A 21940-nucleotide genomic window follows, 5' to 3' on the forward strand; every position below is an offset into this window, starting at 1 on the left:
GGGGGAGATGGGGGGCGTGGCTTCGGCGCCGGATCAGGGCCGGGTGGAGGATCAGGTGGCGAGCGGGACTCGTACGCCGGGTCACCCGGCGGGTGTGCCCCCGACGCCGGGCCACCTGGCAGGTGTGACCTCGACGCCGGACCAGGCCCGTACGCCGGACCAGGTGGCGACCCCGACGCCGGACCAGCCCCGTACCCCGGGCCACCCGACGAGCCCGCCCCCGGCGCCGGACCACACCCCCACCCCGGCCCCGGCAACCACCCTGCCCGCAACGCCAGTTCGCGTCCTCACCCCCGTACCGCCCCGCCCCCTCGACACCGACAAGCTCTACACCGCCCGCCTCCAAGCCGCCCGTGCCCGGCCCTACCTCGCCTCGGCGCTCTTCGCGCTGCACGTCGTCGCGTCGGACACCGTGCCGACGATGGCCGTGGACGGGTACTGGCGGTGCTACGTGTCGCCGGGGTTCGTGGAGCGGATGCCGGTGGAGGAGCTGGCCGGGGTGTGGGTGCACGAGGTGTCGCATCTGCTGCGGGACCATCACGGGCGCGGTGACCGGTTCGCGAAGGAGCGGGGGCTCGACGGGCCGGGGGAGCGGCTGCGGATGAACATCGCGGCGGACATGGAGATCAACGACGACATCTACGGGGACGGGCTGGAGTGCCCGAAAGGCGCGGTGACGCCCGCCAGGCTGGAGCTGCCGGAGGGGCTCCTCATGGAGGAGTACCTGCGCCGGTTCCAGCTCAAGACGTACGACAGCGATGTCGCCTGGCTCGACTGCGGCAGCGGCGCGGACGGCCGTCGGCGCGGCTGGGACCTCGGCGCGGCCGGTGCCGACGGGCTCACCGCGCAGCAGCGGGACGCCGTACGGTACCGGGTCGCCCAGGCGATCAAGGGCCGCCCCGGGGACGCGCCGGAGGGCTGGAAACGCTGGGCGGAAGACGCCTTCCACCCGCCCCAGCCCTGGCTGCGCCTCCTCGGCGCGGCGTTGCGCTCCGCCGTCTCCGGCGCGGGCGCGGGCCAGGACTACACGTACGGCCGTCCGTCGCGCCGCGCGTCCGCCCTCCCCGGCATCGTCCTGCCCAGCCTCCGCCGCCACCCGCCCCGCGTCGCCGTCGTCATCGACACGTCCGGCTCGGTCAGCGACGCGGAACTCGGCAGCGCGCTCCTCGAAGTCGCCGCGATCACCCGGGCGGTGGGCGGACGCCGGGACCTGGTCACGGTCGTGGCCTGCGACGCGGCGGCCCACGTCGCCCACCCCCTCTGCCGGGCGGAGGACATCCCCCTGATCGGGGGCGGCGGCACGGACCTCTGCGCGGGCTTCACGGCGGCCCTGCGCACCCGCCCCGACGTGGTGGTGGCCCTGACGGACGGCCAGACCCCGTGGCCGCCCCAACCCCCGTGCCGCACGGTCGTCGGCCTCTTCCCCCGTACGGGGCGGGGCAGTTGGCGCGAGACGGACCCCGAGTACGTCCCGGACAGGCCGCCGGAGTGGGCGAAGGTGGTGGAGATCGGGTGAGCGGCCCCACCCCTACCCCTCCGCGATCACCACCGCCGAAGCCACCCCCGCGTCATGGCTCAGCGACACATGCCACCCCGTCACCCCCAGCGCCTCGGCCCGTGCCGCCACGCTCCCCCTCACCCGCAGCCGGGGCTGCCCGCTGGGCTCGACGTACACCTCCGCGTCGGTCCACAGCAGCCCCCCGGGCGCTCCCAGCGCCTTCGCCAGCGCCTCCTTCGCCGCGAAGCGGGCCGCGAGGGAGGCCGGGCCCCGGCGTTCGCCGTTCGGGAGGAGGAGTTCGCTGTCCAGGAAGAGGCGCGCGGCGAGACCCGGCGTGCGCTGTAGGGACGCCGCGAAGCGTTCGATCTCGGCCACGTCGATGCCGACTCCGATGATGCTCATGCCGAGCACTTTAGGGTTCGCCCCGGCTGTTACTCTGCGGCGTCTTGAAACAGATGTACGAATCAGGCCAGGGGTGGGGACAGAGTGGGCGGCGCAGAGCCGAGTTTCGACACGTACGACAACACGCCCGAGTTGATCCCCTTGCGGGACGCGGCGTACGCGGGGGACTGGGCCGCCGTGCGGGCGTTCTTCGGGCGGCTGGGCAGCGTCGACGACATGATCACCGCGCTCAACTCCGTCGCCGAGACACCCGGCGTCGAGCGCTGGCTGGAGCGCGCCGCCGCCGACTTCCCCGCCGACCCCCTGCCGAGGACCATCCTCGCCAAGCGGTACGTGATCATCGGCTGGGACATCCGCAGCGCCGCGCTCGCGAAGGACGTGTCCCGGGACCAGTTCGAGCAGTTCCACGCCTGGCTGCGGCGGGCGGAGCAACTGCTCATCCAGGTCTGCGCGGAACAGCCTTCGTACGCCCCGGCCTGGTACATCCGCATCACCCTCGCCCGCGGCCTGGAACTCGGCGCCACCGAGGCCCGCCGCCGCTACGACCGCCTGCGCGCACACCACCCGCACGTGTACGGCGCCCAGGCCGCCCTCCTCCAGCAGCTCTGCCCGAAGTGGGGCGGCACCTGGGAGGAGGCGCACGCCTTCGCCGCCGAAGCGACCCGCGAGGCCCCCGACGGCGCCCCGACCGGCGTCCTCGTCGCCGACGCGCACATCGAGCACTGGCTGTCGCTGGACGAGAAGGGCGCACCGTACCTGCGCGGCACGACCGTCCTCCAGGACCTGCGCAACGCCGCCGCCATCTCCGTACGGCACCCGGCGTACCGCCCCGGCCTCTCCAGCGTCTTCGCGCACAGCACCTTCGCGATGGCCTTCTCCCTCGGCGGCCACCACGCCGACGCGGCCCCCCACTTCGCCGAACTCGGCGACCGGGCCGCCGAGTTCCCCTGGTCCTACCTGTCCGACCCGAAGGCCGCGTTCCGCAGGTACCGCAAGTCCGCGCGAGAGGCGGTCGCCCGATGAACAGCACGGTCACGCAGGGCATCCCGACCCTCTACGCACCCGGCACGTCGTCCGAGATCACCGCCGGCCTCATGTTCCGCGTCGGCCGGGCCGACGAGACCCTCGCCACCGCCGGCCTCACCCACCTCGTCGAACACCTCGCGCTGCACCGCCTCGGCCTGTCCGACCTGCACTACAACGGCGCGACGGCGAACACCTACACCCTCTTCCACGTCACCGGCACCGAGGCCGAGGTCGTCACGTACCTCAACAGCGTCTGCGCGTCCCTGCGCGAACTGCCGCTGGAGCGGCTGGAGACGGAGAAGGAGATCCTGCGTACGGAGGCGGCGGGGCGCGGCGGGTCCTCGCAGCTGCCGCTGTGGCGGTACGGGGCGCAGGGCTACGGCCTCAGCAGCTACACCGAGCTGGGCACCTGGAGCCTCACGCCGGACGCCGTCCGCTACTGGGCGCAGACCAGGTTCACCCGCGACAACGCGGTCCTCTGGCTCACCGGCGACCACGTCCCCGCCGGCCTCGACCTCACCCTCCCGCCAGGCACCCGCATCCCCGCGCCGCCCGCCTCCGACGCCCTGCCCGTCACCCCGGCGTACGTCCACGGCGACGACGGCACGGTCGTCCTGTCCGCCGTGGTCCGCCGCTCCGCCGCCGCCATGGTCTTCGCCGACCTCTTCGGCCGCGCCCTCTTCCACGACCTGCGCCAGGAGGGGGGTTACTCGTACCAGGCGGACGCGGACTACTCCGTACGGGACGCGACGCACGCCACGATCACCGCGTACGCCGACGCGCTCCCGAAGAAGCAGGACGCCGTGATCGGCGGCTTCGTCGACACGCTGGCCCGCCTGCGCGCGGGCACGTTCACCCAGCAGGAACTGGACTCGTCCCGCGCGCGTGTCGCCAAGCAGTACGACGACCCCGGCGCGGGCCTCCTCCCCGGCAACGCGCTCGGCATCCTGCTGGGGCGTCCGGTGACGACGGTCGGGGAACGCCGGGCGGAGCTGCGTGCCGTAACCCTCGCGGACGTCCACGAGGTCGCCCAGGAGACCTGGTCCAACGCGCTGATGCAGGTGCCGGGGCGGGGCGTCGACTGGGCGGGCTTCACCCTGGCCCCGCAGTACTCGTCGACGACGGTCACCGGTACGACGCACCCCTCACCGGACGGCGTGACCCTGACGATCGGCCCGGACGGCGTCTCGCTGACCACCCCCCGGGGCCCGGTCACCGTCCACTACGCCACCTGCGCCGCCATGACCACCCGCCCGGACGGCTCCCGCTCCCTCACGGGCCACGACGGCTTCTCGGTGACGGTGGAACCGACCCTCTACAAGGGCGTGACCCCGGACCGCATCGCGGCGATCGACGCGGCGATCCCGTCCCACCTGGTGGTCCACCTCCCGCCACGCGACCCCGCGAACATCCCCCAACCCCGGCGGACGGCTCCGTCTGCACCCGGGAAGTCCACCCCAGGGTGGACGCTGGGCCTGTGGGCGGTCGGCCTGCTCGCCGCGTTCTGGGCGCTGCTGGCGGTGATCATCACAGCGGACAGCACGTCCACGGCGGACGTGATCGTGACGGTGTGGATCATGTGGGTGCCCATGGCGGCGGGGACGGTGGCGCTGTACCAGGCGAGACGCCTACGCCGCTGATGACGGACCCTACGCGGCGTCCCGTACGTCCAAGGGCTCACCGGCGACGCTCTCCGGCTCGTCCGCCGAAGGCGCAGGCGCCCGGGGAGGCAGTGACACCGCCTCCGCCGCGGCGCCCGCCGCGAGGAGCTCACGCATAGAAACAACCGGCACGGACATGGACGCCTCCAGCGGGTCGGGGGCGAGCGTGGATGGTTACTTAGGTAGACCTAACCACGAGCTGGATACCATATGACCACGCCCGGCGCCGGGGACGCAATATTTTGCCGACATCGCGTCGGAACGTTCACACGCGCAGCACACCGTCCAGGTCGACGCCGCTCCACCGGGAACCGAGCCCGCGCAGCGACACGTGCCGGACCTCGTCCGTCGTGTCCCCCACGGCCCGCTGGATGCCGATCACGAGCCGGTCGTCCGTCAGCTCCTCGACCTTGCCCTCCCCCCACTCCACGACGATCACGGAGTCGGGGAGGGAGACGTCGAGATCGAGGTCCTCCATCTCGTCGAGCCCGCCACCGAGGCGGTACGCGTCGACGTGGACGAGCGGCGGACCCTCACCCAGGGACGGGTGCACGCGGGCGATGACGAACGTCGGCGAGGTCACGGCCCCCCGTACGCCGAGCCCTTCCCCGAGTCCCCGCGTGAGCGTCGTCTTCCCGGCCCCCAACTCCCCGTCCAGCATGACGAGATCCCCGGCACGCAGGATCGAGGCGAGCCTCAGGCCGAGGTCACGCATCTGCTCGGGGGAGGTGACGGTCAGCTCAACCAGGCTGTGCGGTGCTGCTTCCATAGCCCCCCACGGTAGCTCCCGCCGGAAACGCCCCGGCCCGCATGAGCAGGTCGGCGAGCCGGTCGGTGACCACCTCCGGGTGCTCCAGCATCACCAGATGCCCGGCGTCGGGGACGAGCACCAACTCCGCGTCCGGCAGCAGATCCCCGATCGCCTCGCTGTGCTCGCTCGGCGTCACCAGATCCCCCACCCCCGCGAGCACCAGCACCGGCATCTCCCGGAACCACGCCAGCGCCTCGGTCTTGTCGTGCTCCGTGAACGCCGGATAGAACTCGGCGACGACATCGATGGTCGTCCCCTCGATCATCCGCTCCGCGAACCGCGCGACGGCGGGATCGACGTCCCGCGAGGAGAACGAGTACCGCTTGATGATCCCGGCGAAGATCTCGGCGGTGGCCCGCCGCCCCTTCTCGACGAGCGCGGCCTGCTGCCCGAGCACCTTCAGGACCCCCGGAAGCACCCGCCGCACGGCGTTGACCCCGGCGGCCGGAAGCCCGTAGTTGACCTCCCCGAGCCGCCCGGAGGACGTCCCGACGAAGGCGGTCGCGACGACCCGCTCCCGTACGAAGTCGGGGAACTGACCGGCGAGCGCCATGACGGTCATCCCGCCCATGGAGTGCCCGACGAGCACGACAGGCCCGTCCGGCACGGCCGCGTCGATCACGGCCTTCAGATCCCGCCCCAGCTGATCGATGCTGACCGGCACCCCGTCCTGGAGCTGCGCGACCCCGTGCCCCGACCGCCCGTGACTGCGCTGGTCCCAGTGCACGGTCCGCACGACACCTCGCAGCGCCGCCCGCTGGAAGTGCCACGAGTCCTGGGTCAGGCAGTACCCGTGACTGAACACGACGGTCACGGGAGCCGGCGCCTTACGGCCGAACAGGCGCCGCCGCCGGGGCGCGGGCCCGCCCTCGGGCTCGACGTCGTCGACCTCGTAGTACAGCTCGGTGCCGTCATCGGCGTACGCCTTGCCGGGGGTGCCGCGCAGCGCGCCGTACGGACCGGTCGAATCCAGCGCGAGGCGCGCCTTCTTGCGCATCCCGCGCCCGACCGTCATCCGCTCCAGGGCGACCCCGGCGGCGGCGCCCGCCGCGATCACCCCTATCGCGGCGCCCGCGATGCCGGTCGCGCGGCGCCAGTTGCCCGCGGCGTCCCCCGTGGCGGAGACGATCGCCTCCACACCGCTCTCGCTCACGTACCGCTCCTCTCCACCGGATGACTACCCATTGACGTAGACGCGGGGAACACGCGCGGAGATGCGGGTCACGATCTCGTACCCGATGGTCCCCGCGGCCTGCGCCCAGTCCTCGGCGGTAGGTTCCCCACGATCACCCGGACCGAACAGGACCGCCTCCGCACCGGCCTCGACCTCGTCACCTCCGAGGTCCACGACGAACTGGTCCATCGCGATCCGCCCGGCGGCCGTCCGCCACTTCCCGCCGATCAGCACCGGCCCGGCGCCGGACGCGTGGCGGGGTACGCCGTCGCCGTAGCCGAGCGGGACCAGCGCGAGGGTCGTCTCGCCGGGGGTGACGTAGTGGTGGCCGTAGCTCACGCCGTGTCCGCCGGGTACGTGCTTGACCAGCGCGACCGGCGCCGTGAGCGTCATCGCCGGGCGCAGGCCCAGATCGGCGGGGGCGCCGAGGGCGGGGCTCGGGGAGAGGCCGTACATCGCGATGCCCGGCCGGACGAGGTCGTAGTGCGCCTCGGGGAGGGTGAGGGTGGCGGGGGAGTTCGCGATGTGCCGGACCTCGGGGCGGACACCTTGAGCTTCCGCGTACGCCGTCATCTCGCGGAAACGGTCCAACTGGGCCTGGACGGAGGGGTGTCCGGGTTCGTCCGCGCAGGCGAGGTGCGACCAGAGACCTACGACGCGTACGGCGCCCGCGCGCTCGGCGTCCAGCGCGTGGCGTACGAGGTCGGACCAGTCGGCGGGTTGGCTGCCGCCCCTGCCCAGTCCGGTGTCGGCCTTGAGGTGGACGCGGGCTGTTGCGTGGGCGGCTTTCGCGGCCTCGGTGACTTCGCTGAGTGCCCACAGCGCGCTCACCGACACGTCGATGCCGGCCTCGATCGCCTCACGCCAGGGGGCTCCCGGCGTCCACAGCCAGCACATGATCCGTACGTGATCGGGGAGGCCGGCGTTCTCCTTGAGGGCCAGCGCCTCTTCCGGCGTCGCCGTCCCCACCCACGTCGCGCCCGCCTCCACCGCCGCGCGGGCGCACGGGATCGCGCCGTGGCCGTACCCGTCGGCCTTCACGACCGCCATGAAGGCCGCGCCGGGTGCCTTCGCCTTCAGCGCGCGTACGTTCGCCCGCAGCGCCGCCAGGTCGATCACCGCCCTGGGGCGCGCCCGTTCCGTCTCTCTCATCGCCCCCAGTCTCTCAGAGCCGCCTCATCCCCCAGACGTACACCCGGTCACCCTTCTTGAGCACGCCCCAGAGCTTGCGGGCGTCCGGGACGGTGAGATTGACGCAGCCCATCGAGCCGACGGTCGTGTGAATGCTGCCGTACACCGCGTGGAATGCCTGGCCGCCGCTGAAGAACTGGGAATACGGCATCGGGGTGTTGTACAGCGTGGAGACGTGGTTCTTGTGCCGCCAGTAGATCCTGAACCAGCCGGTGCGGGTCGGGTGTGCCTTTCGGCCGCTCCGCATGGAGACGGGGCCGAAGACGACTTTATTGCCCTTCTGCACCCAAGTGATCTGCCGGGTGAGATCCACACACGCGATACGGTAATTCCGGACGGGGCATTTCTTCGCCGCGTTCGGTTTCTTCTTGGCGGAGAGGAATTGCATCCGTTTCCAGGTCACTGGCCCGGCGAATCCGATAGCGGGCCTGATCTTCTGCTTCTTCTGGAACGCCTTGATCGCCTGGCAGTCCTTCGCCGACTGTTTCCCGTCCGCTTTCAGCTTCAGCCATCGCTCGATCTGCCGCTGATAGGGCCCGGTTTTCTTGGTGCAGCTGATACGGGCGACGGCTTCGCCGAGGGGTACGTATTCGACGAGGGCGTAGGCGTTGGGGGCGGCGTCCCGGGGTTCGACGGCGTCTTCTTCAACGCCGGGTGCGTATGTCCTGGGCGCCAGCACCTGGTCCGGCGTGTCGACCAGCGCGGTCTGCTTCACGCCGGGCACGAGGTCTTCCTCCGGGACGGGGGCGGCGTTGGCTCTGGCGCCGGGCAGCAACACGACGCCGGCCAGGATCAGGGCGATGGGGGTACGTCTGCTCATCATGCGATCAGACGTAACGCCCCTGACGCCGCGAGCCGTGTAGGGCACGCGGTGAAGTCACTCGTACCGCTCCCAACTGTGCCCGCCCCGATGCCCCTCCGTCAGCCAGCACGCGTCTCCCTTGTCCGGGCCCCGTGAAACGCAGTACGGCAGCTGTTCCACTTTTACGTTCTGGGGGTCCGACCATGTGATCCACACCGAGCCGGTCGCTTTTGCCGAGAGGTCCCTCAAGAGGCAGGTGTGCGTGCCGTACTTGTGCTTGTCGAGTTCACAGGTGACGTAGTCCGGGATCGGCTCCTCGTCCGTCCGTCCGGGTATTTCAGCGCGGCTTCCTTCAGTTCGTCCGGGACGACGAGGGTGGCGGAGCAGAGCATCATGCAACCTCCTTGACTTTCCGGGTTGTTCTGGTCACACGATGGACTATCGGTGCGTACGGTTGAAGGGTTCTGAGGTTTCCAATAGCCCTGGAAAGCAGGTGAATTGAACAGGTGAACGACGAATCGGAGCCTGTGGACGGACTGGAGTGGTTCGGGAGGGAGGTCGCGGCGGCGCTGGCACACAAGGGGGCGACGCAGAGGGCTTTGGCCATTGCCACGGGCTACAAGGAGCCGTACGTGTCCAAGGTCGTGAACGGGAAGGCGCTGGCGTCACAGCACTTCGCGGACAAGTGCGACTGTTTCTTCAACACGCCGGGGTCGTTCGGGCGGTTGCTGGTGCGGGTGAGTGAGCGGGGCCATCCCGGGTGGTTCGTTCCGTACGTGCAGTTGGAGAAGAACGCCGACGTCATCGAGGAGTACAGCCCCAGTTTCATCATGGGGATGCTCCAGACGCCGGAGTACGCCGAAGCCATCTACCGGACGGCACGTCCTCGGGAGACCGACGATCAGATCAAGGCGCGCGTGGAACTGCGGATGCGCCGCAGCGACGCCCTGGAGAGGGAGAACCCGCCGTTGCTGTGGGTCATCCTCAACGAGGCTGTGCTGCGCATGGTGGTGGGGAGCCGGAAGGTCATGGTCGACCAGCTACAGCACCTTCTGACGACCGCTGAGAAGCCCCACGTCACGCTTCAGGTGTTCCCCTTCTCTGCGGGAACTCCCGCCGCCGGGCAGCCCTTTATCCTGCTCACCCAGGAGGATGGGTCGGCGGTCCTGTACTCGGAGGCCGCAGGCAAGGGGTTCATCAGCGACTCCGTGTCCGACGTGAAGAAGTGGGCGGACGCCTACAACCGGCTTCGCGCGTCGGCGGAGTCCGAGGAGCAATCGCTGACCCTGATCCGCGCGATCATGAAGGAGCACGCCCAATGAGCAACACTCTCGACCTCACGTGGGTCAAATCCACCTACAGCGACGGCGAGGGCGGCAACTGCGTCGAGTGGTCCCCGTCGTACGCGCACGTCCACGGCGTCGTCCCGGTCCGCGACAGCAAGACCCCCACCGGCCCAACCCTCCTGCTCACGCCTCAGAGCTTCACCAGCCTCGTCCGCAGTCTCTAACGTGTAGGAGCAGTCCATGGTCTGGGTCAGGTCCACGTACAGCGACGCAGAGGGTGGCCAGTGTGTCGAGTGGTCCCCGTCGTACGCGCACGCCCACGGCGTCGTCCCCATCCGCGACAGCAAGACCCCCACCAGCCCAACCCTCCTGCTCACCCCCAAAGCCTTCACCGGCCTCCTCGCCCTCGCCCGACTTTCCTGACCCCCAGGAAAGTCGGGACGGTCCTACCGGATCACCACCACCCGGCGCCCCACCGTCGCGAAGTCCCACATCGCGTCCCCGTCCGGTCGGGTCTCTCGGATGCCGCCCGTTTTGACCATCGTGTCCCCAGAGGGCAGGGCGCCGTTGACCGCCGCGCTGAAGCCGATCGCCATGCCGTCGGGGGTCGCCGCGAAGCGGACCACGTGTTCGATGTGTGTGCCGTCCGTCGCGGTGACCGCGTTCGCGCGGGAGGAGACGGTGTGCGGGCCGAGCTTGGGGTCGACGCCGCCGGGGTAGACGCGGAACGTTCGCGTGACCTTGCCGGTCTCGTCGACGAGCCAGACCCGGTCGTCGTCGACGGAGTAGACGACCCGCTGGCCCGTACCCGAGTTCACCGGCAGCGCGTCGGGGTGCTTCACGTCGCGCGGTGCCTTCGACGCGGCCGTCGGGAGGAGCTTGCTCAGGTCGCCCGGCGAGTTCGCCGACGCCTGCCACGCCAGCACCCCCACCGTCGTGATCGCCGCTGCCGTGAGCCCGGCCACGAATCCCGCGCTGCTGCTTGTCACCTGCGCCCACCTCTGTACGTAAACGTCCGTTTTCGCGTCGGACGCTAGCAGCAGCGGACGTACACCACTCCCGCGCGCCGTAGGCTGTTCGCGTGCTCTTGCTCGCTCTGGATACCGCCACCCCCGCAGTCACCGTCGCCCTGCACGACGGCGGCGAGACAGTCGCCGCGTCGAGTCAGGTGGACGCGCGCCGGCACGGTGAGCTGTTGTTGCCGACCGTGGACCGTGTGCTGGCGCAGGCGGGGGTGAGACTGGACGCCGTGACGGGGATCGTCGTAGGGACCGGGCCGGGGCCGTACACGGGGCTCAGGGTCGGGCTGATGACGGCGGACACGTTCGGGCTGGCGCTGGGCGTGCCGGTGTACGGCGTGTGCACGCTGGACGGCCTGGCGTACGAGGCGGAGGTCGAGGGCCCCTTCGTGGTCGCGACGGACGCGCGGCGTAAGGAGGTGTACTGGGCTCGGTACGAGGACCGGCGTACGCGGGTGAGCGGACCGGCGGTGGACAGACCCGCCGAGGTCGGGCAGGAGGTCCCGGCGTTCGGCGCGGGCGCGCTGCTGTACTCGGAGCACTTCCAGGTCGTACCCGGCCCGGAACACGTCTCGGCGGAGTCCCTCGCCGCGCTGGCCGCCGAGCGGCTCGAAGCCGGGATCGAACTGGACGAACCCCGCCCCCTGTACCTGCGCCGCCCCGACGCCCAGGTCCCCAAGAACTACAAGGTGGTCACACCGAAGTGACCGAGCCCGTGTTGCGTGAGATGCGCTGGTGGGACATCGATCCCGTGCTGGAGCTGGAGCGTGGCCTGTTCCCCGAGGACGCGTGGTCGCGGGGGATGTTCTGGTCGGAGCTGGCGCACGCGCGGGGCCCGGAGGCGAACCGGCGGTACGTGGTGGCGACTCAAGACGACCACCGGATCATCGGGTACGCCGGACTCGCGGCGGCCGGCGACCTCGCCGACGTACAGACCATCGCCGTGGCCCGCGACCACTGGGGCACCGGCCTCGGCGGCCGGCTCCTCACCGAACTCCTCCGCGCCGCGACGGAGTTCGAGTGTCCCGAGGTCATGCTGGAGTGCCGCGTCGACAACCTCCGCGCCCAGAAGCTGTACGAGCGCTACGGCTTCGAGCCGATCGGCTTCCGGCGCGGCTACTACCAGCCGGGGAACGTGGACGCGCTGGTGATGCGCCGCCCCGACCCCGCAGCGACTCCCGTACGAGGAACCGAGAACGATGACTGACGCACCCCTGGTCCTGGGGATCGAGACCTCCTGCGACGAGACCGGCGTCGGGATCGTCCGGGGGACCACCCTGCTCGCGGACGCGGTCGCCTCGTCCGTCGACGAGCACGCCCGCTTCGGCGGCGTCGTCCCCGAAGTCGCCTCGCGGGCGCACCTGGAGGCGATGGTCCCGACGATCGAACGGGCCCTGAAGGACGCCGGGGTGAGCGCGAAGGACCTCGACGGCATCGCCGTCACGGCGGGTCCGGGCCTCGCGGGCGCCCTGCTGGTCGGCGTCTCGGCCGCGAAGGCGTACGCGTACGCGCTCGGCAAGCCGCTGTACGGCGTCAACCACCTGGCCTCGCACATCTGCGTCGACCAGTTGGAGCACGGCCCGCTGCCCGAGCCGACGATGGCGCTCCTGGTCTCCGGCGGGCACTCCTCGCTGCTGCTCTCCAGCGACATCACGTCGGACGTCCGGCCGCTGGGCGCGACGATCGACGACGCGGCGGGCGAGGCGTTCGACAAGATCGCGCGCGTGCTGAACCTGGGCTTCCCGGGCGGGCCGGTCATCGACCGGTATGCCAAGGAGGGTGACCCCAACTCCATCGCTTTCCCACGGGGGTTGACCGGTTCCCGCGACCCCGCGTACGACTTCTCCTTCTCCGGGCTGAAGACGTCCGTGGCCCGCTGGATCGAGGCGAAGCGGGCGGCGGGGGAGGAGGTGCCGGTGCGCGACGTGGCGGCGTCCTTCCAGGAGGCGGTGGTGGACGTGCTCACGCGCAAGGCGGTACGGGCCTGCCGGGACGAGGGCGTCGACCACCTGATGATCGGGGGCGGTGTCGCCGCCAACTCCCGGCTGCGGGCGCTGGCTCAGGAGCGGTGCGAGGCCGCCGGGATCCAACTCCGGGTGCCCCGGCCGAAGTTGTGCACGGACAACGGGGCGATGGTCGCGGCGCTGGGCGCGGAGATGGTCGCGCGGGGCCGGGCCGCCTCGGACTGGGACCTGTCGGCGGACTCGTCGCTGCCGGTGACGGACCCGCATGTGCCGGGGCACACACACGCGCACGACCACGATCACGTGCATGAGATCAGCAAGGGCAACCTGTACGGATGACAGTCGCGTTGATGTGGGAGGCCAGGGCGGCGGCAGGCCGTGGCGAAGAACTCCTCGCCTGGGCCCGCCGCCAGCCCCTCCCCTCGTCCCCCCTCCGTCGGGAGACGTTCCGCGCCCCCCAGGACCGGGTGCTGGTCATCACCTGGTGGGACGCGGAGTACGACGCACCGCTGCCCGAACTCCCGGAGCCGGAGGGGGAGTTGGTCACCCGCGCGGTGCATCGGTGGCGGTTCGAGACGGTCGATTAGCCCTCGCTGACGGCGACTTCGCAGACGAGCCGCCGGTCCACCCCCAACTCCCGTACCTCCCCCGCGAGTTCGAGCTGAACGGCATGGCGCGTGTCCGCGCTGGACGCCCCCAACCGCAGCTCCAGCGCCCCGGGTTCGACGATCCGCCGCCCGCTCCGGTCCGTGAACGCCGACAGGTCCGCGTGGAACGTGAACGTCACCCGACGGGACTCACCCGGCGCCAACTCCACCCGCCGGTACCCGATCAGGCGTACGTCGGGCCGCGTCACCGATGCCACCGGGTCGTGCAGATAGAGCTGGACGACCTCGGTACCGGCCACGTCCCCGGCGTTGCGGACGGTCACGCCGACGTCGTACGAACCGTCGGTCGGGATCACCGCCCCCTCCCCGAAGCCCTCCCACACGAACTCCGTGTACGACCGCCCATGTCCGAACGGATACAGGGGAGTCGGGTCGAGGTTGCTCACCTCGCCCTTGAGCCCCAGCGGCGGCTGGAGGTACGTCCACGGCTGCCCTCCGGTCACGCGCGGCACGCTCACCGGCAGCCGCCCGGACGGATTGACGCGCCCCGACAGCACCCCCGCGACCGCGGGCCCTCCCTCCTCCCCGGGGAAGAACGCCTCGACGACCGCCCCGAGCCGCCCGTGCCACCGTCCCAGCGCGTACGGCCGCCCGGCGAGCATCACCAGCACCACGGGAACCCCGGTCGCGACCAGCGCGTCCAGCAACTCGGCCTGGACACCCGGCAGTCGGAGATCCTCCGCGTCACACCCCTCCCCGGAGGTCCCCCGCCCGAACAGCCCGGCCCGGTCCCCGAGAACGGCGACACAGACGTCCGCCTCGGACGCACGCGCCACGGCCTCGTCGAAGCCCCCCGTGTCGGGCTCGTCGACCCCGCACCCTTCGGCGAACGTGACCTTGGCGTCCGGCAGTTCACCGCGCAGCGCCTCCAACACCGTAGGAATCTCGACGCCGTTGACGACCCCGGGGTGGTGGGGCAGGACGTGGGACGGGAAGGAGTAGCACCCGAGCATCGCGAGCGCGTCGGCGGCGCGCGGACCGACGACCGCGATCCGCGTGTCCGGCGCGAGCGGCAGGATGCCGTCCGGGTTGTCGAGCAACACCACCGATTCCTCGGCGAGTTGACGCGCGACCGCCCGGTTCTGCGCCGAGTCCAGCTCGACCGGCTCCGCGTGGACCGGCGCCCAGTCCTCGTCCAGGAGCCCCAGCTCGCACTTCTGGAGCAGGACCCGCCGGACAGCGTTGTCCACCAACTCCTCGGGCACAGAACCTTCCTGAACAGCCGTCAGGAGCGGCTTGCCGTAGCACTTCAGCGTCGGCAGCTCGACGTCGATGCCGGCGGCGAGCGCCACGTGGGCCGCCTGCGCGGGCGTACCGGCGACGCGGTGCAGGCTCTCCAGGAAGCCGACCGCGAAGTAGTCGGAGACGACCGTGCCGGTGAACCCCCAGGTCTCGCGCAGGAGTTGGGTGAGCAGTTCCGGGTCGGCCGAGGCCGGGACGCCGTCGCGCTCGGTGTAGGACGGCATGACCGAGCGGGCGCCCCCCTCACGGATCGCCATCTCGAAGGGCGGCAGGGTGACGTCCGCGAACTCGCGGGTGCCCGCGCGCACGGGAGCCAGGTTGCGGGCGCCCGCAGAGGACGCGTACCCGGCGAAGTGCTTCAGCGTGGCGACCACGCCGGCCGACTCCAGGCCCCGTACATAGGCCGTGCCGACCGTGCCGACGAGGTACGGGTCCTCGCCGATCGTCTCCTCGACGCGGCCCCAGCGCGCGTCGCGCACGACGTCCAGGACGGGGGCGAGGCCCTGGTGGACGCCGACCGAGCGCAGGTCGTGGCCGATGCGCGCGGCCATCCTCTCGACGAGGTCCGGGTCGAAGGAGGCGCCCCAGGAGAGGGGGACCGGGTAGGCGGTGGCCTGCCAGGCGGTGAAGCCGGCGAGGCACTCCTCGTGGGCGAGCGCGGGGATGCCGAAGCGGTTCGCGGCGACCAGACGGCGCTGCGCCTCGGCGAGGGCGCGGGCACCGGCCGTCGGGTCGACGGGGGCGGTGCCGAAGGGGCGGGTCAGCTGGCCGAGGCCGTGCGAGACGAGTTCGTCCCACTCGTAGTCGGCGGTCATGTCGGACTGATGGGGTGCGACTCCGCCGCCCTCGGTGTCGGCGCCCACCCAGACGCCGTACAGCTGGGCGGTCTTCTCCTGGAGGGTCATCCGGGAGATGAGGTCGTCGACCCGTGCGGCGGCGGGCAGGGAGGGGTCGCGCCAGGGCGCGCGCTCGGGGACCGAGCCGGTCTCGGAGGCGGTGGTCATGAAGCTCCTGTCAGAGGTCGGTGAGCCACCAGTCGGACGATTTCGCGCAGTCCCTGCGCGAATGTTTCGAGATTAATTCCGAATGTTCCGGGAACCTATGGCGCCGCACGGGGTTCGTCAAGAGGGTGTGCGGGGATACGATCGCCGCCATGACACCCTCGGACCCCGCTGAAACGCGGCCACAGACCGCGACGCTCGCGGAGATCGCCCGCGAGGCCGGCGTCTCCGCGCCGACTGTTTCGAAGGTCCTCAACGGCAGAGCCGACGTCGCACCCGGCACCCGGACCCGCGTCGAGGACCTGCTGCGCGCCCACGGCTACCGGCGCCGGCGGGCCGAGGCGACCCGCTCCCCCCTCATCGACCTGGTCTTCCACGAGCTGGAGAGCGCCTGGGCGCTGGAGGTCATCCGGGGCGTGGAGAACGTCGCGCGCGACGCCGGCCTCAGCGTCGTCCTCAGCGAGAGCGCGGGCCGGCTCACCCCCGGCCGGACCTGGGCCGACCAGGTCGCGGCCCGCCGTCCGCACGGCGTGATCCTCGTCCTGTCCGGCCTGGACGAGTCCCAGCGCGCGCTCCTGACCAGCCGTTCCGTGCCGTTCGTCGTCATGGACCCGGCGGGCGACCCCGGCGCGGACGTCCCCTCGATCGGCGCCACCAACTGGCAGGGCGGCCTCGCCGCCACCCGCCACCTGGTCGAACTCGGCCACCGCCGGATCGGCGCGATCACCGGGCCGCCGCAGATGATGTGCAGCCGCGCGCGCATCGACGGCTACCGCGCCGCGCTGGAGACCGCCGGGCTGCCGGTCGAGCCCGACCTCATCCGTACGGGGGACTTCCACCACGACACCGGCTACCGCGTGGGCCGCGAACTCCTCGCCCGGCCCGACCGGCCCACCGCCGTCTTCGCCGGCAACGACCTCCAGGCCCTCGGCCTGTACGAGGCCGCGCGCGAGCTGGGGCTGCGCATCCCCGAGGACCTCAGCGTCGTCGGCTTCGACGATCTGCCGGTCGCGCGCTGGGTGGGTCCGCCGCTGACGACCGTACGGCAGCCGCTGACCGAGATGGCCGAGGCGGCGGCGCGGCTCGTGCTGGAGCTGGGGCGGTCGGACAACGGGAGCGCGGAGGGGCCGGCGGCCACGCGGGTGGAGCTGGCGACGAGCCTGGTGGTGCGGTCGAGTACGGGGGTGCCGCCGCTGGCCGGAAGCTGATGTATTGACGGGTCCGACGGGTGCCCCCACACTCCTCCGAAGTCAATCGGTTGCACAACCGAAACTTTCGGAGGCACCCGCAATGAGACCCTCCTCTCGATCACGCCTGTCCGCCCTGTCCGCCCTGTTCGCCGGTGCGGTCACCGTCGCCGCCCTGCTCACCGCCACGGCCGCACCCGCCCAGGCCGCCGACACACCGCTGCGCGACCTCGGTACGGCGAAGGGGAAAGTCATCGGTACGGCCGTGACCGGCTCCAAACTCACCGGCACCTACGGCGACCTGGCCGCAGCCCAGTTCTCCTCGCTGACCCCCGGCAACGCCATGAAGTGGGGGTCCGTCGAACCCAACCAGGGCGTCTTCAACTGGGCCGAGGCCGACCAGATCGTCGACTTCGCCGAGGCGCACGCGCAGAAGGTGCGCGGCCACACCCTCGTCTGGCACAACCAGAACCCGAACTGGCTCACCAACGGGAGCTGGACGCCTGCCCAGTTGAGCACGCTGCTCCAGAACCACATCAACACCGAGGTGGGGCGGTACAAGGGGCGGATCGCCGCGTGGGACGTCGTCAACGAGCCCTTCAACGAGGACGGTACGTACCGCCCGACCCTCTGGTACAACGGGCTCGGCGTCGACTACATCGCCAACGCGCTGACCTGGGCCCGTGCCGCCGACCCCGACGCCAAGCTCTACATCAACGACTACAACGTCGAGGGCGTCAACGCGAAGTCCAACGCCCTGTACAACCTGGTCAGTTCGCTCAAGCAGCGGGGCGTGCCGATCGACGGGGTCGGGCTTCAGGCGCACCTGATCCTCGGGCAGGTTCCGTCGACGTTCCAGCAGAACATCCAGCGGTTCGCGGATCTGGGGCTCGATGTCGCGATCACCGAACTCGACATCCGGATGAACCTGCCGTCCGACGCGGGCAAGCTGGCTCAGCAGAAGGCCGACTACAAGGCGGTGACCGCCGCTTGCGTGGCCGTCGCGCGGTGCGTGAACCTCACGGTGTGGGGGTTCACCGACTCCGACTCGTGGGTCGAGTCGACGTTCCCGGGGCAGGGGGCGGCCACGCCGTACGACGCCAACTATCAGCCCAAGCCCGCCTATTACGGGATCTCCGAGGCGCTCGGGGGTGGGGGGACCACGCCGACCGGTGCCTGCAAGGCGACGTACAGCGTGACCAGCCAGTGGAACACCGGGTTCACGGGGAACGTGGTGATCTCCTGCTCGGGGGCCGCTCTGTCGTCGTGGCGGGCTACGTGGAGCTTCGGTGCGGGGCAGACGGTGACGCAGGCGTGGAACGCGACGTGTACGCAGTCGGGGGCGGCCGTGTCGTGCGCCAACGCGTCGTACAACGGGACGGTGCCGGACGGGGGTTCGGTGTCGTTCGGGTTCAACGGGGCGTGGAGCGGGAGCAATCCGCTACCGACGGTGACCGTGTCCTGACGCCGGGCGCGGCTGCGGTGTGAGATTTTCCGAAGAAAACAGTCCCAGCGCCCCTTCCCTTACAGTGCGTTGACATTCCGGACTTATGTTCGTCGTGTGACGCGAAACGAGGGGCAAGGCGACGAAGGCAGACAGGTGAGCCGGCGATCCAGGGTTCCGAAGATCGTCGGCCTCGCCCTGGCGGGCGTGCTGGTGCTCGGTGTGGCGGCCGGGGGATGGGCCTACTGGCATCTCGACTCCAACATCAAGAGCGTCGACATCGACCAGGCACTCGGCGACGACCGGCCCGCGCGGGCGATGGTCACGCCGTCGCCGTCCGCGTCGCCCCTGCCCACCGGCTCCCTCAACATCCTTGTCCTCGGCTCCGATTCGCGAACCGGCAAGGAGAACAAGGAACTCGGCGGCGGCCCCGAGGGGGGTGCCCGCTCCGACACGGCGATGGTCGTCCACCTCGACGCGGGGCGTACGGCGGCGACCGTCGTCAGCATCCCCCGCGACACCCTCGTCACCCGGCCGTCCTGCCCCCGCGACTCGGGCGGGTCGACCAAGGTCGCCCACGGCGTCATGTTCAACACCGCGTACGAGATCGGCGGGCCCGTCTGCGCCGTCAAGACCGTCGAGCGGCTGACCGGCGTCCGTATGGACCACTACATCGAGGTCGACTTTGCCGGGTTCGCGAAACTCGTCGACTCGCTCGGGGGTGTCACCGTCACGACCACCGAGGACATCCACGACTCCGACAGCCACCTTCGACTCGACGCCGGTACGCATCACTTGGACGGGAAGACGGCCCTCGCGTTCGCCCGTACGCGCCACGGCATCGGTGACGGCAGCGACTTGGGCCGGATAGGTCTCCAACAGACGCTGGTGAAAGCCCTGTTGACCCAGATCTCCCACCTGGACCTGCTGGGCAGCCCGACGAAGCTGTACGGAGTCGCCGACGCGGTGACCGGGAGTCTGACCACCGACACGGGGCTGAGCTCTCTGTCCGACCTCATGGAACTGGGACAGAGCGTCAGGGGGCTGACGGTGCGGAACCTGACGACCGTGATGATGCCGGTGGTGCTCGCGCCGTCGGATCCGAACAGGGTGGTGGCGAAGGAGCCGGGGGCGAGTGAGTTGTGGGAGTCGTTGAGGTAGGGGGTGCTGTGGGCGGCGTTCGTGTTCGGGGGTTCTGCGGCGTCGGTGCGGCCCCGGAAAATTTCCTCGGGATTTTCCGGTGAGCCTGTCGATGTGGGCGAGTCCTGTTCGACGTACCTATGAAAGGCGGGGAACGACCCCGCCCCGTACCCGAGGAGTCACCATGCCCCGCTACCTGTCCCTCGTGAAGATCGACGAAGCCACCGCCCCGGCGGAGGGCCCCAGCCCTGACCTGATGCAACGCATGGGCGACCTGATCGAGGAGATCACCAAGGCAGGCGTCATGCTCGACACGGCGGGCCTCCTCCCGAGCGCCCAGGGCACCCGCGTCCACTGGCAGTCAGGCAAGATCTCCATCACGGACGGCCCCTTCACCGAGGCCAAGGAGGTCGTGGGCGGCTACGCGATCATGCAGTGCAAGGACAAGGCGGAGGCGCTGCACTGGACGGAGCGCTTCCTCCGGGTCCACGAGGAGCACTGGACGGTGACGTGCGAGGTACGGGAGATCGCGGAGGGCTGAGGGGGTGGGGGGACGCCTTGGCGGCCCGATTCCCGTCCCTGGTGGTGGAGTTGAACCGAGCGGTGGCACTCTCGATGACCGAGGGCCCCGCAGCGGCCCTCACCCTCCTGGACACCCTCGCAGCCGAACCCGCCCTGAAGGACTACCACCTCCGCGCTTCCTCGCGGGGTGCCCCGGCTTCAGGCCGGGGGTGAATGCGAGTTCCTGCGGAGCAGGGCAGGGAGAGCCGTTACGCCCCCTGGGCGGAACGGCGTTCACCCTCCTCGACGGCACGCCGCACGAGGTGCAGCAACTCCGAGTTCACGGAGCGCTCCTCGGATGCCGCGAGGTCCTTGAGGTCGGTGTACAGGTCGTCAGGGATGCGGAAGTTGAAGATTGCCATGGGGTCACGATAGCCCTAGCCTGGGGTCATGGCGAGGTTTCGGATGTACCCGACGTGCGAGCAGGAGGAGCAGATGTTCCTGCACTGTGCGCACGCCCGGTACGTCTGGAACCTCGCCGTCGAACAGCACTCGCACTGGCGCCGTTGGCGCGGGTCCGCTCCCGGTTTCGCCGAGCAGTGTCGTCAGCTCACCGAGGCCCGGCGTGAGAACGAGTGGCTGGGCGCCGGGAACGCGGATGTGCAGCAGCAGGCGCTGAAGGACTTCGCTCAGGCCAAGAATGCCCGCTTCGCGTCCGGGTTCGGCGAGCCGACGTGGCGCAGGAAGCATCGGCATGAAGGCTTCCGTGTCATCGGCACCGACCGCGTTCCGGAGTTCGACGGCGACGGTGCGGTGAAACTCAACGCGAAGACCGGCAGGCAGGTCATGGGCCGCTCGGTCGTGGTGCGGAAGCTCAACCGCCGGTGGGCTCAGGTCAAGGTGCCGGGCTGCGGCTGGGTCCGCTTCCGCCTCAGTGCCAAAGGCAAGGGCGCCCGGCCTCCGTCCGCGAAGACGTTCCGCGTCACCTTCCGGAACGGCCAGTGGCACGCGGCGTTCGCCGTCGTCCCCGATCCGATCGACGCGCCTGGCACGGGCGAGGCCATCGGCATCGACCGGGGCGTGAAGATCACCGCCGCACTCTCCGACGGCCGAACCCTCAACTGCCCCCAGCTCACCACCCGCGAGCGGGCGCGGATCCGCAAGCACCAGCGCCGGGCAGCACGCGCCCCCAAGGGCAGCGACCGCAAGACCGCCGAGTACGCGAAGGTCGCGAAACTCAAGGCCCGTGAAGCCGACCGGCGCAAGGACTGGTGCGAGAAGACCAGCACCATGCTCGCCCGCACCTACGACCTGGTGCGGTTCGAGAAGTTGAACATCAAGAACATGACTGCCAAGGCCAAGGCCAAGCCGGACCCCGACCGGCCCGGCCAGTACCTCAAGAACGGCCGGGCGGCCAAGGCCGGATTGAACCGGGTGATCCTTGCCCAGGGCTGGGGGCTGTTGCGGCGGCGCACCGAGCACAAAGCCCCTGGGCGGGTCGAGGACGTACCCGCCCCGTACACGAGTCTGCGGTGCAGTGCCTGCGGGTGGATCGACAAGAACTCGCGCAAGAGCCAAGCCGAGTTCGAGTGTTCCTCCTGTGGCTTCACCTGCAACGCGGACACCAACGCAGCAGTCAACGTCGTGGCAGGACAGGGCGGGATTCCCCGCCCCCGGCGATCAGCCGGTGCCGGAGGGACGACACCCCGCAAGGGGTCGAGCGTCCGTGAACCTCAACCCGTATGGGTTGGAATCCCCCTCTTTTAAGAGGGGGAGGATGTCAATTGCTCCCCAGCGTCCGAGGAGACCTCCTGGGCCGCAAGGCGGAAGCCCGCACGGAGTTCGAACGCGCGGCAACCCTGACGGCCAACGCGAGAGAACAGGCCCTCCTGAGAAAATGCGCCGCGAACTGACGTACCCCGA

At 70.6% G+C, this 21940-nt stretch carries 24 protein-coding genes and 2 pseudogenes; 17 read left to right on the forward strand and 9 right to left on the reverse strand.

The window, feature by feature from the left end; genetic code table 11:
• Positions 1-7: 7 nt before the first annotated feature.
• Positions 8-1516 (forward strand): vWA domain-containing protein, encoded by a 1509-nt coding sequence (locus ACQCO7_RS25985; protein WP_464074062.1) that lies wholly within the window; start codon positions 8-10, stop codon positions 1514-1516.
• A 12-nt stretch (positions 1517-1528) separates the two neighbouring features.
• Here the strand turns inward: ACQCO7_RS25985 and ACQCO7_RS25990 are convergent, their stop codons facing one another.
• Entirely contained in the window at positions 1529-1900 is a 372-nt protein-coding gene (locus ACQCO7_RS25990; RefSeq protein WP_464074063.1) for a holo-ACP synthase, read from the reverse strand.
• A gap of 84 nt (positions 1901-1984) precedes the next feature.
• Between ACQCO7_RS25990 and ACQCO7_RS25995 the strand changes: the two genes are divergently transcribed.
• Positions 1985-2923 (forward strand): hypothetical protein, encoded by a 939-nt coding sequence (locus ACQCO7_RS25995; RefSeq protein ID WP_464074064.1) that lies wholly within the window; start codon positions 1985-1987, stop codon positions 2921-2923.
• Positions 2920-4566, forward strand: coding sequence for a M16 family metallopeptidase (locus tag ACQCO7_RS26000; protein WP_464074065.1), 1647 nt, complete (start codon positions 2920-2922; stop codon positions 4564-4566). Before ACQCO7_RS25995 ends, ACQCO7_RS26000 begins: the two co-directional genes overlap by 4 nt.
• A gap of 9 nt (positions 4567-4575) precedes the next feature.
• Here the strand turns inward: ACQCO7_RS26000 and ACQCO7_RS26005 are convergent, their stop codons facing one another.
• From ACQCO7_RS26005 to ACQCO7_RS26025, 5 genes are all read right to left on the reverse strand, one after another.
• Complete coding sequence (locus ACQCO7_RS26005) at positions 4576-4725, reverse strand: hypothetical protein (protein ID WP_464074066.1); 150 nt, start codon at positions 4723-4725, stop codon at positions 4576-4578.
• A 127-nt stretch (positions 4726-4852) separates the two neighbouring features.
• On the reverse strand, positions 4853-5356 hold the full coding sequence (gene tsaE, locus ACQCO7_RS26010) for a tRNA (adenosine(37)-N6)-threonylcarbamoyltransferase complex ATPase subunit type 1 TsaE (protein ID WP_464074067.1): 504 nt from the start codon (positions 5354-5356) through the stop codon (positions 4853-4855).
• Positions 5328-6551, reverse strand: a complete 1224-nt coding sequence (locus ACQCO7_RS26015) for an alpha/beta fold hydrolase (protein WP_464074068.1) — start codon at positions 6549-6551, stop codon at positions 5328-5330. The genes tsaE and ACQCO7_RS26015 overlap by 29 nt, the downstream gene beginning before the upstream one ends.
• A 24-nt stretch (positions 6552-6575) precedes the next feature.
• Entirely contained in the window at positions 6576-7724 is a 1149-nt protein-coding gene (alr, locus tag ACQCO7_RS26020; RefSeq protein ID WP_464074069.1) for an alanine racemase, read from the reverse strand.
• 13 nt (positions 7725-7737) lie between these two features.
• Positions 7738-8586: a L,D-transpeptidase family protein gene (locus ACQCO7_RS26025; RefSeq protein ID WP_464077289.1), complete on the reverse strand. Its 849-nt coding sequence runs from the start codon at positions 8584-8586 to the stop codon at positions 7738-7740.
• A gap of 485 nt (positions 8587-9071) precedes the next feature.
• Between ACQCO7_RS26025 and ACQCO7_RS26030 the strand changes: the two genes are divergently transcribed.
• From ACQCO7_RS26030 to ACQCO7_RS26040, 3 genes are read left to right on the forward strand one after another with little or no spacing between them, the layout of a single operon-like run.
• Complete coding sequence (locus tag ACQCO7_RS26030; protein WP_464074070.1) at positions 9072-9887, forward strand: helix-turn-helix domain-containing protein; 816 nt, start codon at positions 9072-9074, stop codon at positions 9885-9887.
• On the forward strand, positions 9884-10075 hold the full coding sequence (locus ACQCO7_RS26035) for a DUF397 domain-containing protein (protein ID WP_464074071.1): 192 nt from the start codon (positions 9884-9886) through the stop codon (positions 10073-10075). Before ACQCO7_RS26030 ends, ACQCO7_RS26035 begins: the two co-directional genes overlap by 4 nt.
• Positions 10076-10091: 16 nt before the next feature.
• Positions 10092-10274, forward strand: a complete 183-nt coding sequence (locus ACQCO7_RS26040; protein ID WP_464074072.1) for a DUF397 domain-containing protein — start codon at positions 10092-10094, stop codon at positions 10272-10274.
• A gap of 23 nt (positions 10275-10297) precedes the next feature.
• Here ACQCO7_RS26040 and ACQCO7_RS26045 read toward each other — a convergent pair whose 3' ends face one another.
• Positions 10298-10840 (reverse strand): hypothetical protein, encoded by a 543-nt coding sequence (locus ACQCO7_RS26045; RefSeq protein ID WP_464074073.1) that lies wholly within the window; start codon positions 10838-10840, stop codon positions 10298-10300.
• A 92-nt stretch (positions 10841-10932) separates the two neighbouring features.
• Here ACQCO7_RS26045 and tsaB point away from each other — a divergent pair, with 92 nt between their 5' ends.
• From tsaB to ACQCO7_RS26065, 4 genes are read left to right on the forward strand one after another with little or no spacing between them, the layout of a single operon-like run.
• Positions 10933-11577: a tRNA (adenosine(37)-N6)-threonylcarbamoyltransferase complex dimerization subunit type 1 TsaB gene (gene tsaB / locus ACQCO7_RS26050; protein WP_464074074.1), complete on the forward strand. Its 645-nt coding sequence runs from the start codon at positions 10933-10935 to the stop codon at positions 11575-11577.
• Positions 11574-12077, forward strand: a complete 504-nt coding sequence (gene rimI, locus ACQCO7_RS26055) for a ribosomal protein S18-alanine N-acetyltransferase (RefSeq protein ID WP_464074075.1) — start codon at positions 11574-11576, stop codon at positions 12075-12077. Before tsaB ends, rimI begins: the two co-directional genes overlap by 4 nt.
• On the forward strand, positions 12070-13173 hold the full coding sequence (gene tsaD / locus ACQCO7_RS26060; protein WP_464074076.1) for a tRNA (adenosine(37)-N6)-threonylcarbamoyltransferase complex transferase subunit TsaD: 1104 nt from the start codon (positions 12070-12072) through the stop codon (positions 13171-13173). The genes rimI and tsaD overlap by 8 nt, the downstream gene beginning before the upstream one ends.
• Positions 13170-13421, forward strand: a complete 252-nt coding sequence (locus tag ACQCO7_RS26065) for a hypothetical protein (protein WP_029183575.1) — start codon at positions 13170-13172, stop codon at positions 13419-13421. The genes tsaD and ACQCO7_RS26065 overlap by 4 nt, the downstream gene beginning before the upstream one ends.
• Here the strand turns inward: ACQCO7_RS26065 and ACQCO7_RS26070 are convergent.
• A complete protein-coding gene (locus ACQCO7_RS26070) occupies positions 13418-15748 on the reverse strand; it encodes a beta-xylosidase/alpha-l-arabinosidase (RefSeq protein ID WP_464074077.1) in 2331 nt (776 codons plus the stop codon). The genes ACQCO7_RS26065 and ACQCO7_RS26070 overlap by 4 nt on opposite strands.
• A gap of 149 nt (positions 15749-15897) precedes the next feature.
• Here ACQCO7_RS26070 and ACQCO7_RS26075 point away from each other — a divergent pair, with 149 nt between their 5' ends.
• From ACQCO7_RS26075 to ACQCO7_RS26095, 5 genes and pseudogenes are all read left to right on the forward strand, one after another.
• The gene (locus tag ACQCO7_RS26075; RefSeq protein WP_010351740.1) at positions 15898-16953 is read left to right on the forward strand and encodes a LacI family DNA-binding transcriptional regulator; all 1056 of its coding nucleotides are present in this window, start codon (positions 15898-15900) and stop codon (positions 16951-16953) included.
• 82 nt (positions 16954-17035) lie between these two features.
• Positions 17036-18397, forward strand: a complete 1362-nt coding sequence (locus ACQCO7_RS26080) for a glycoside hydrolase family 10 protein (RefSeq protein WP_464074078.1) — start codon at positions 17036-17038, stop codon at positions 18395-18397.
• 135 nt (positions 18398-18532) lie between these two features.
• Positions 18533-19537 (forward strand): LCP family protein, encoded by a 1005-nt coding sequence (locus ACQCO7_RS26085; protein ID WP_464074079.1) that lies wholly within the window; start codon positions 18533-18535, stop codon positions 19535-19537.
• Positions 19538-19700: 163 nt separating this feature from the next.
• Positions 19701-20057 (forward strand): YciI family protein, encoded by a 357-nt coding sequence (locus tag ACQCO7_RS26090; protein ID WP_075733306.1) that lies wholly within the window; start codon positions 19701-19703, stop codon positions 20055-20057.
• A 17-nt stretch (positions 20058-20074) separates the two neighbouring features.
• Positions 20075-20227: pseudogene (locus ACQCO7_RS26095) on the forward strand (RNA polymerase subunit sigma-24); the annotation flags it as partial.
• Between the two features lie 59 nt (positions 20228-20286).
• On the opposite strand, the gene ACQCO7_RS26100 reads toward ACQCO7_RS26095, so the two are convergent.
• Entirely contained in the window at positions 20287-20439 is a 153-nt protein-coding gene (locus tag ACQCO7_RS26100) for an Arc family DNA-binding protein (protein ID WP_464074080.1), read from the reverse strand.
• Between the two features lie 28 nt (positions 20440-20467).
• On the opposite strand from ACQCO7_RS26100, the gene ACQCO7_RS26105 reads away from it, so the two are divergent.
• Both ACQCO7_RS26105 and ACQCO7_RS26110 read left to right on the forward strand, forming a co-directional pair.
• A complete protein-coding gene (locus tag ACQCO7_RS26105) occupies positions 20468-21784 on the forward strand; it encodes an RNA-guided endonuclease InsQ/TnpB family protein (RefSeq protein ID WP_464074081.1) in 1317 nt (438 codons plus the stop codon).
• A 17-nt stretch (positions 21785-21801) separates the two neighbouring features.
• Positions 21802-21930 (forward strand): annotated as a pseudogene (locus ACQCO7_RS26110) (RNA polymerase subunit sigma-24); the annotation flags it as partial.
• Positions 21931-21940: the final 10 nt, after the last annotated feature.

The sequence above is a fragment of the Streptomyces saintjeani genome, from assembly GCF_055409605.1.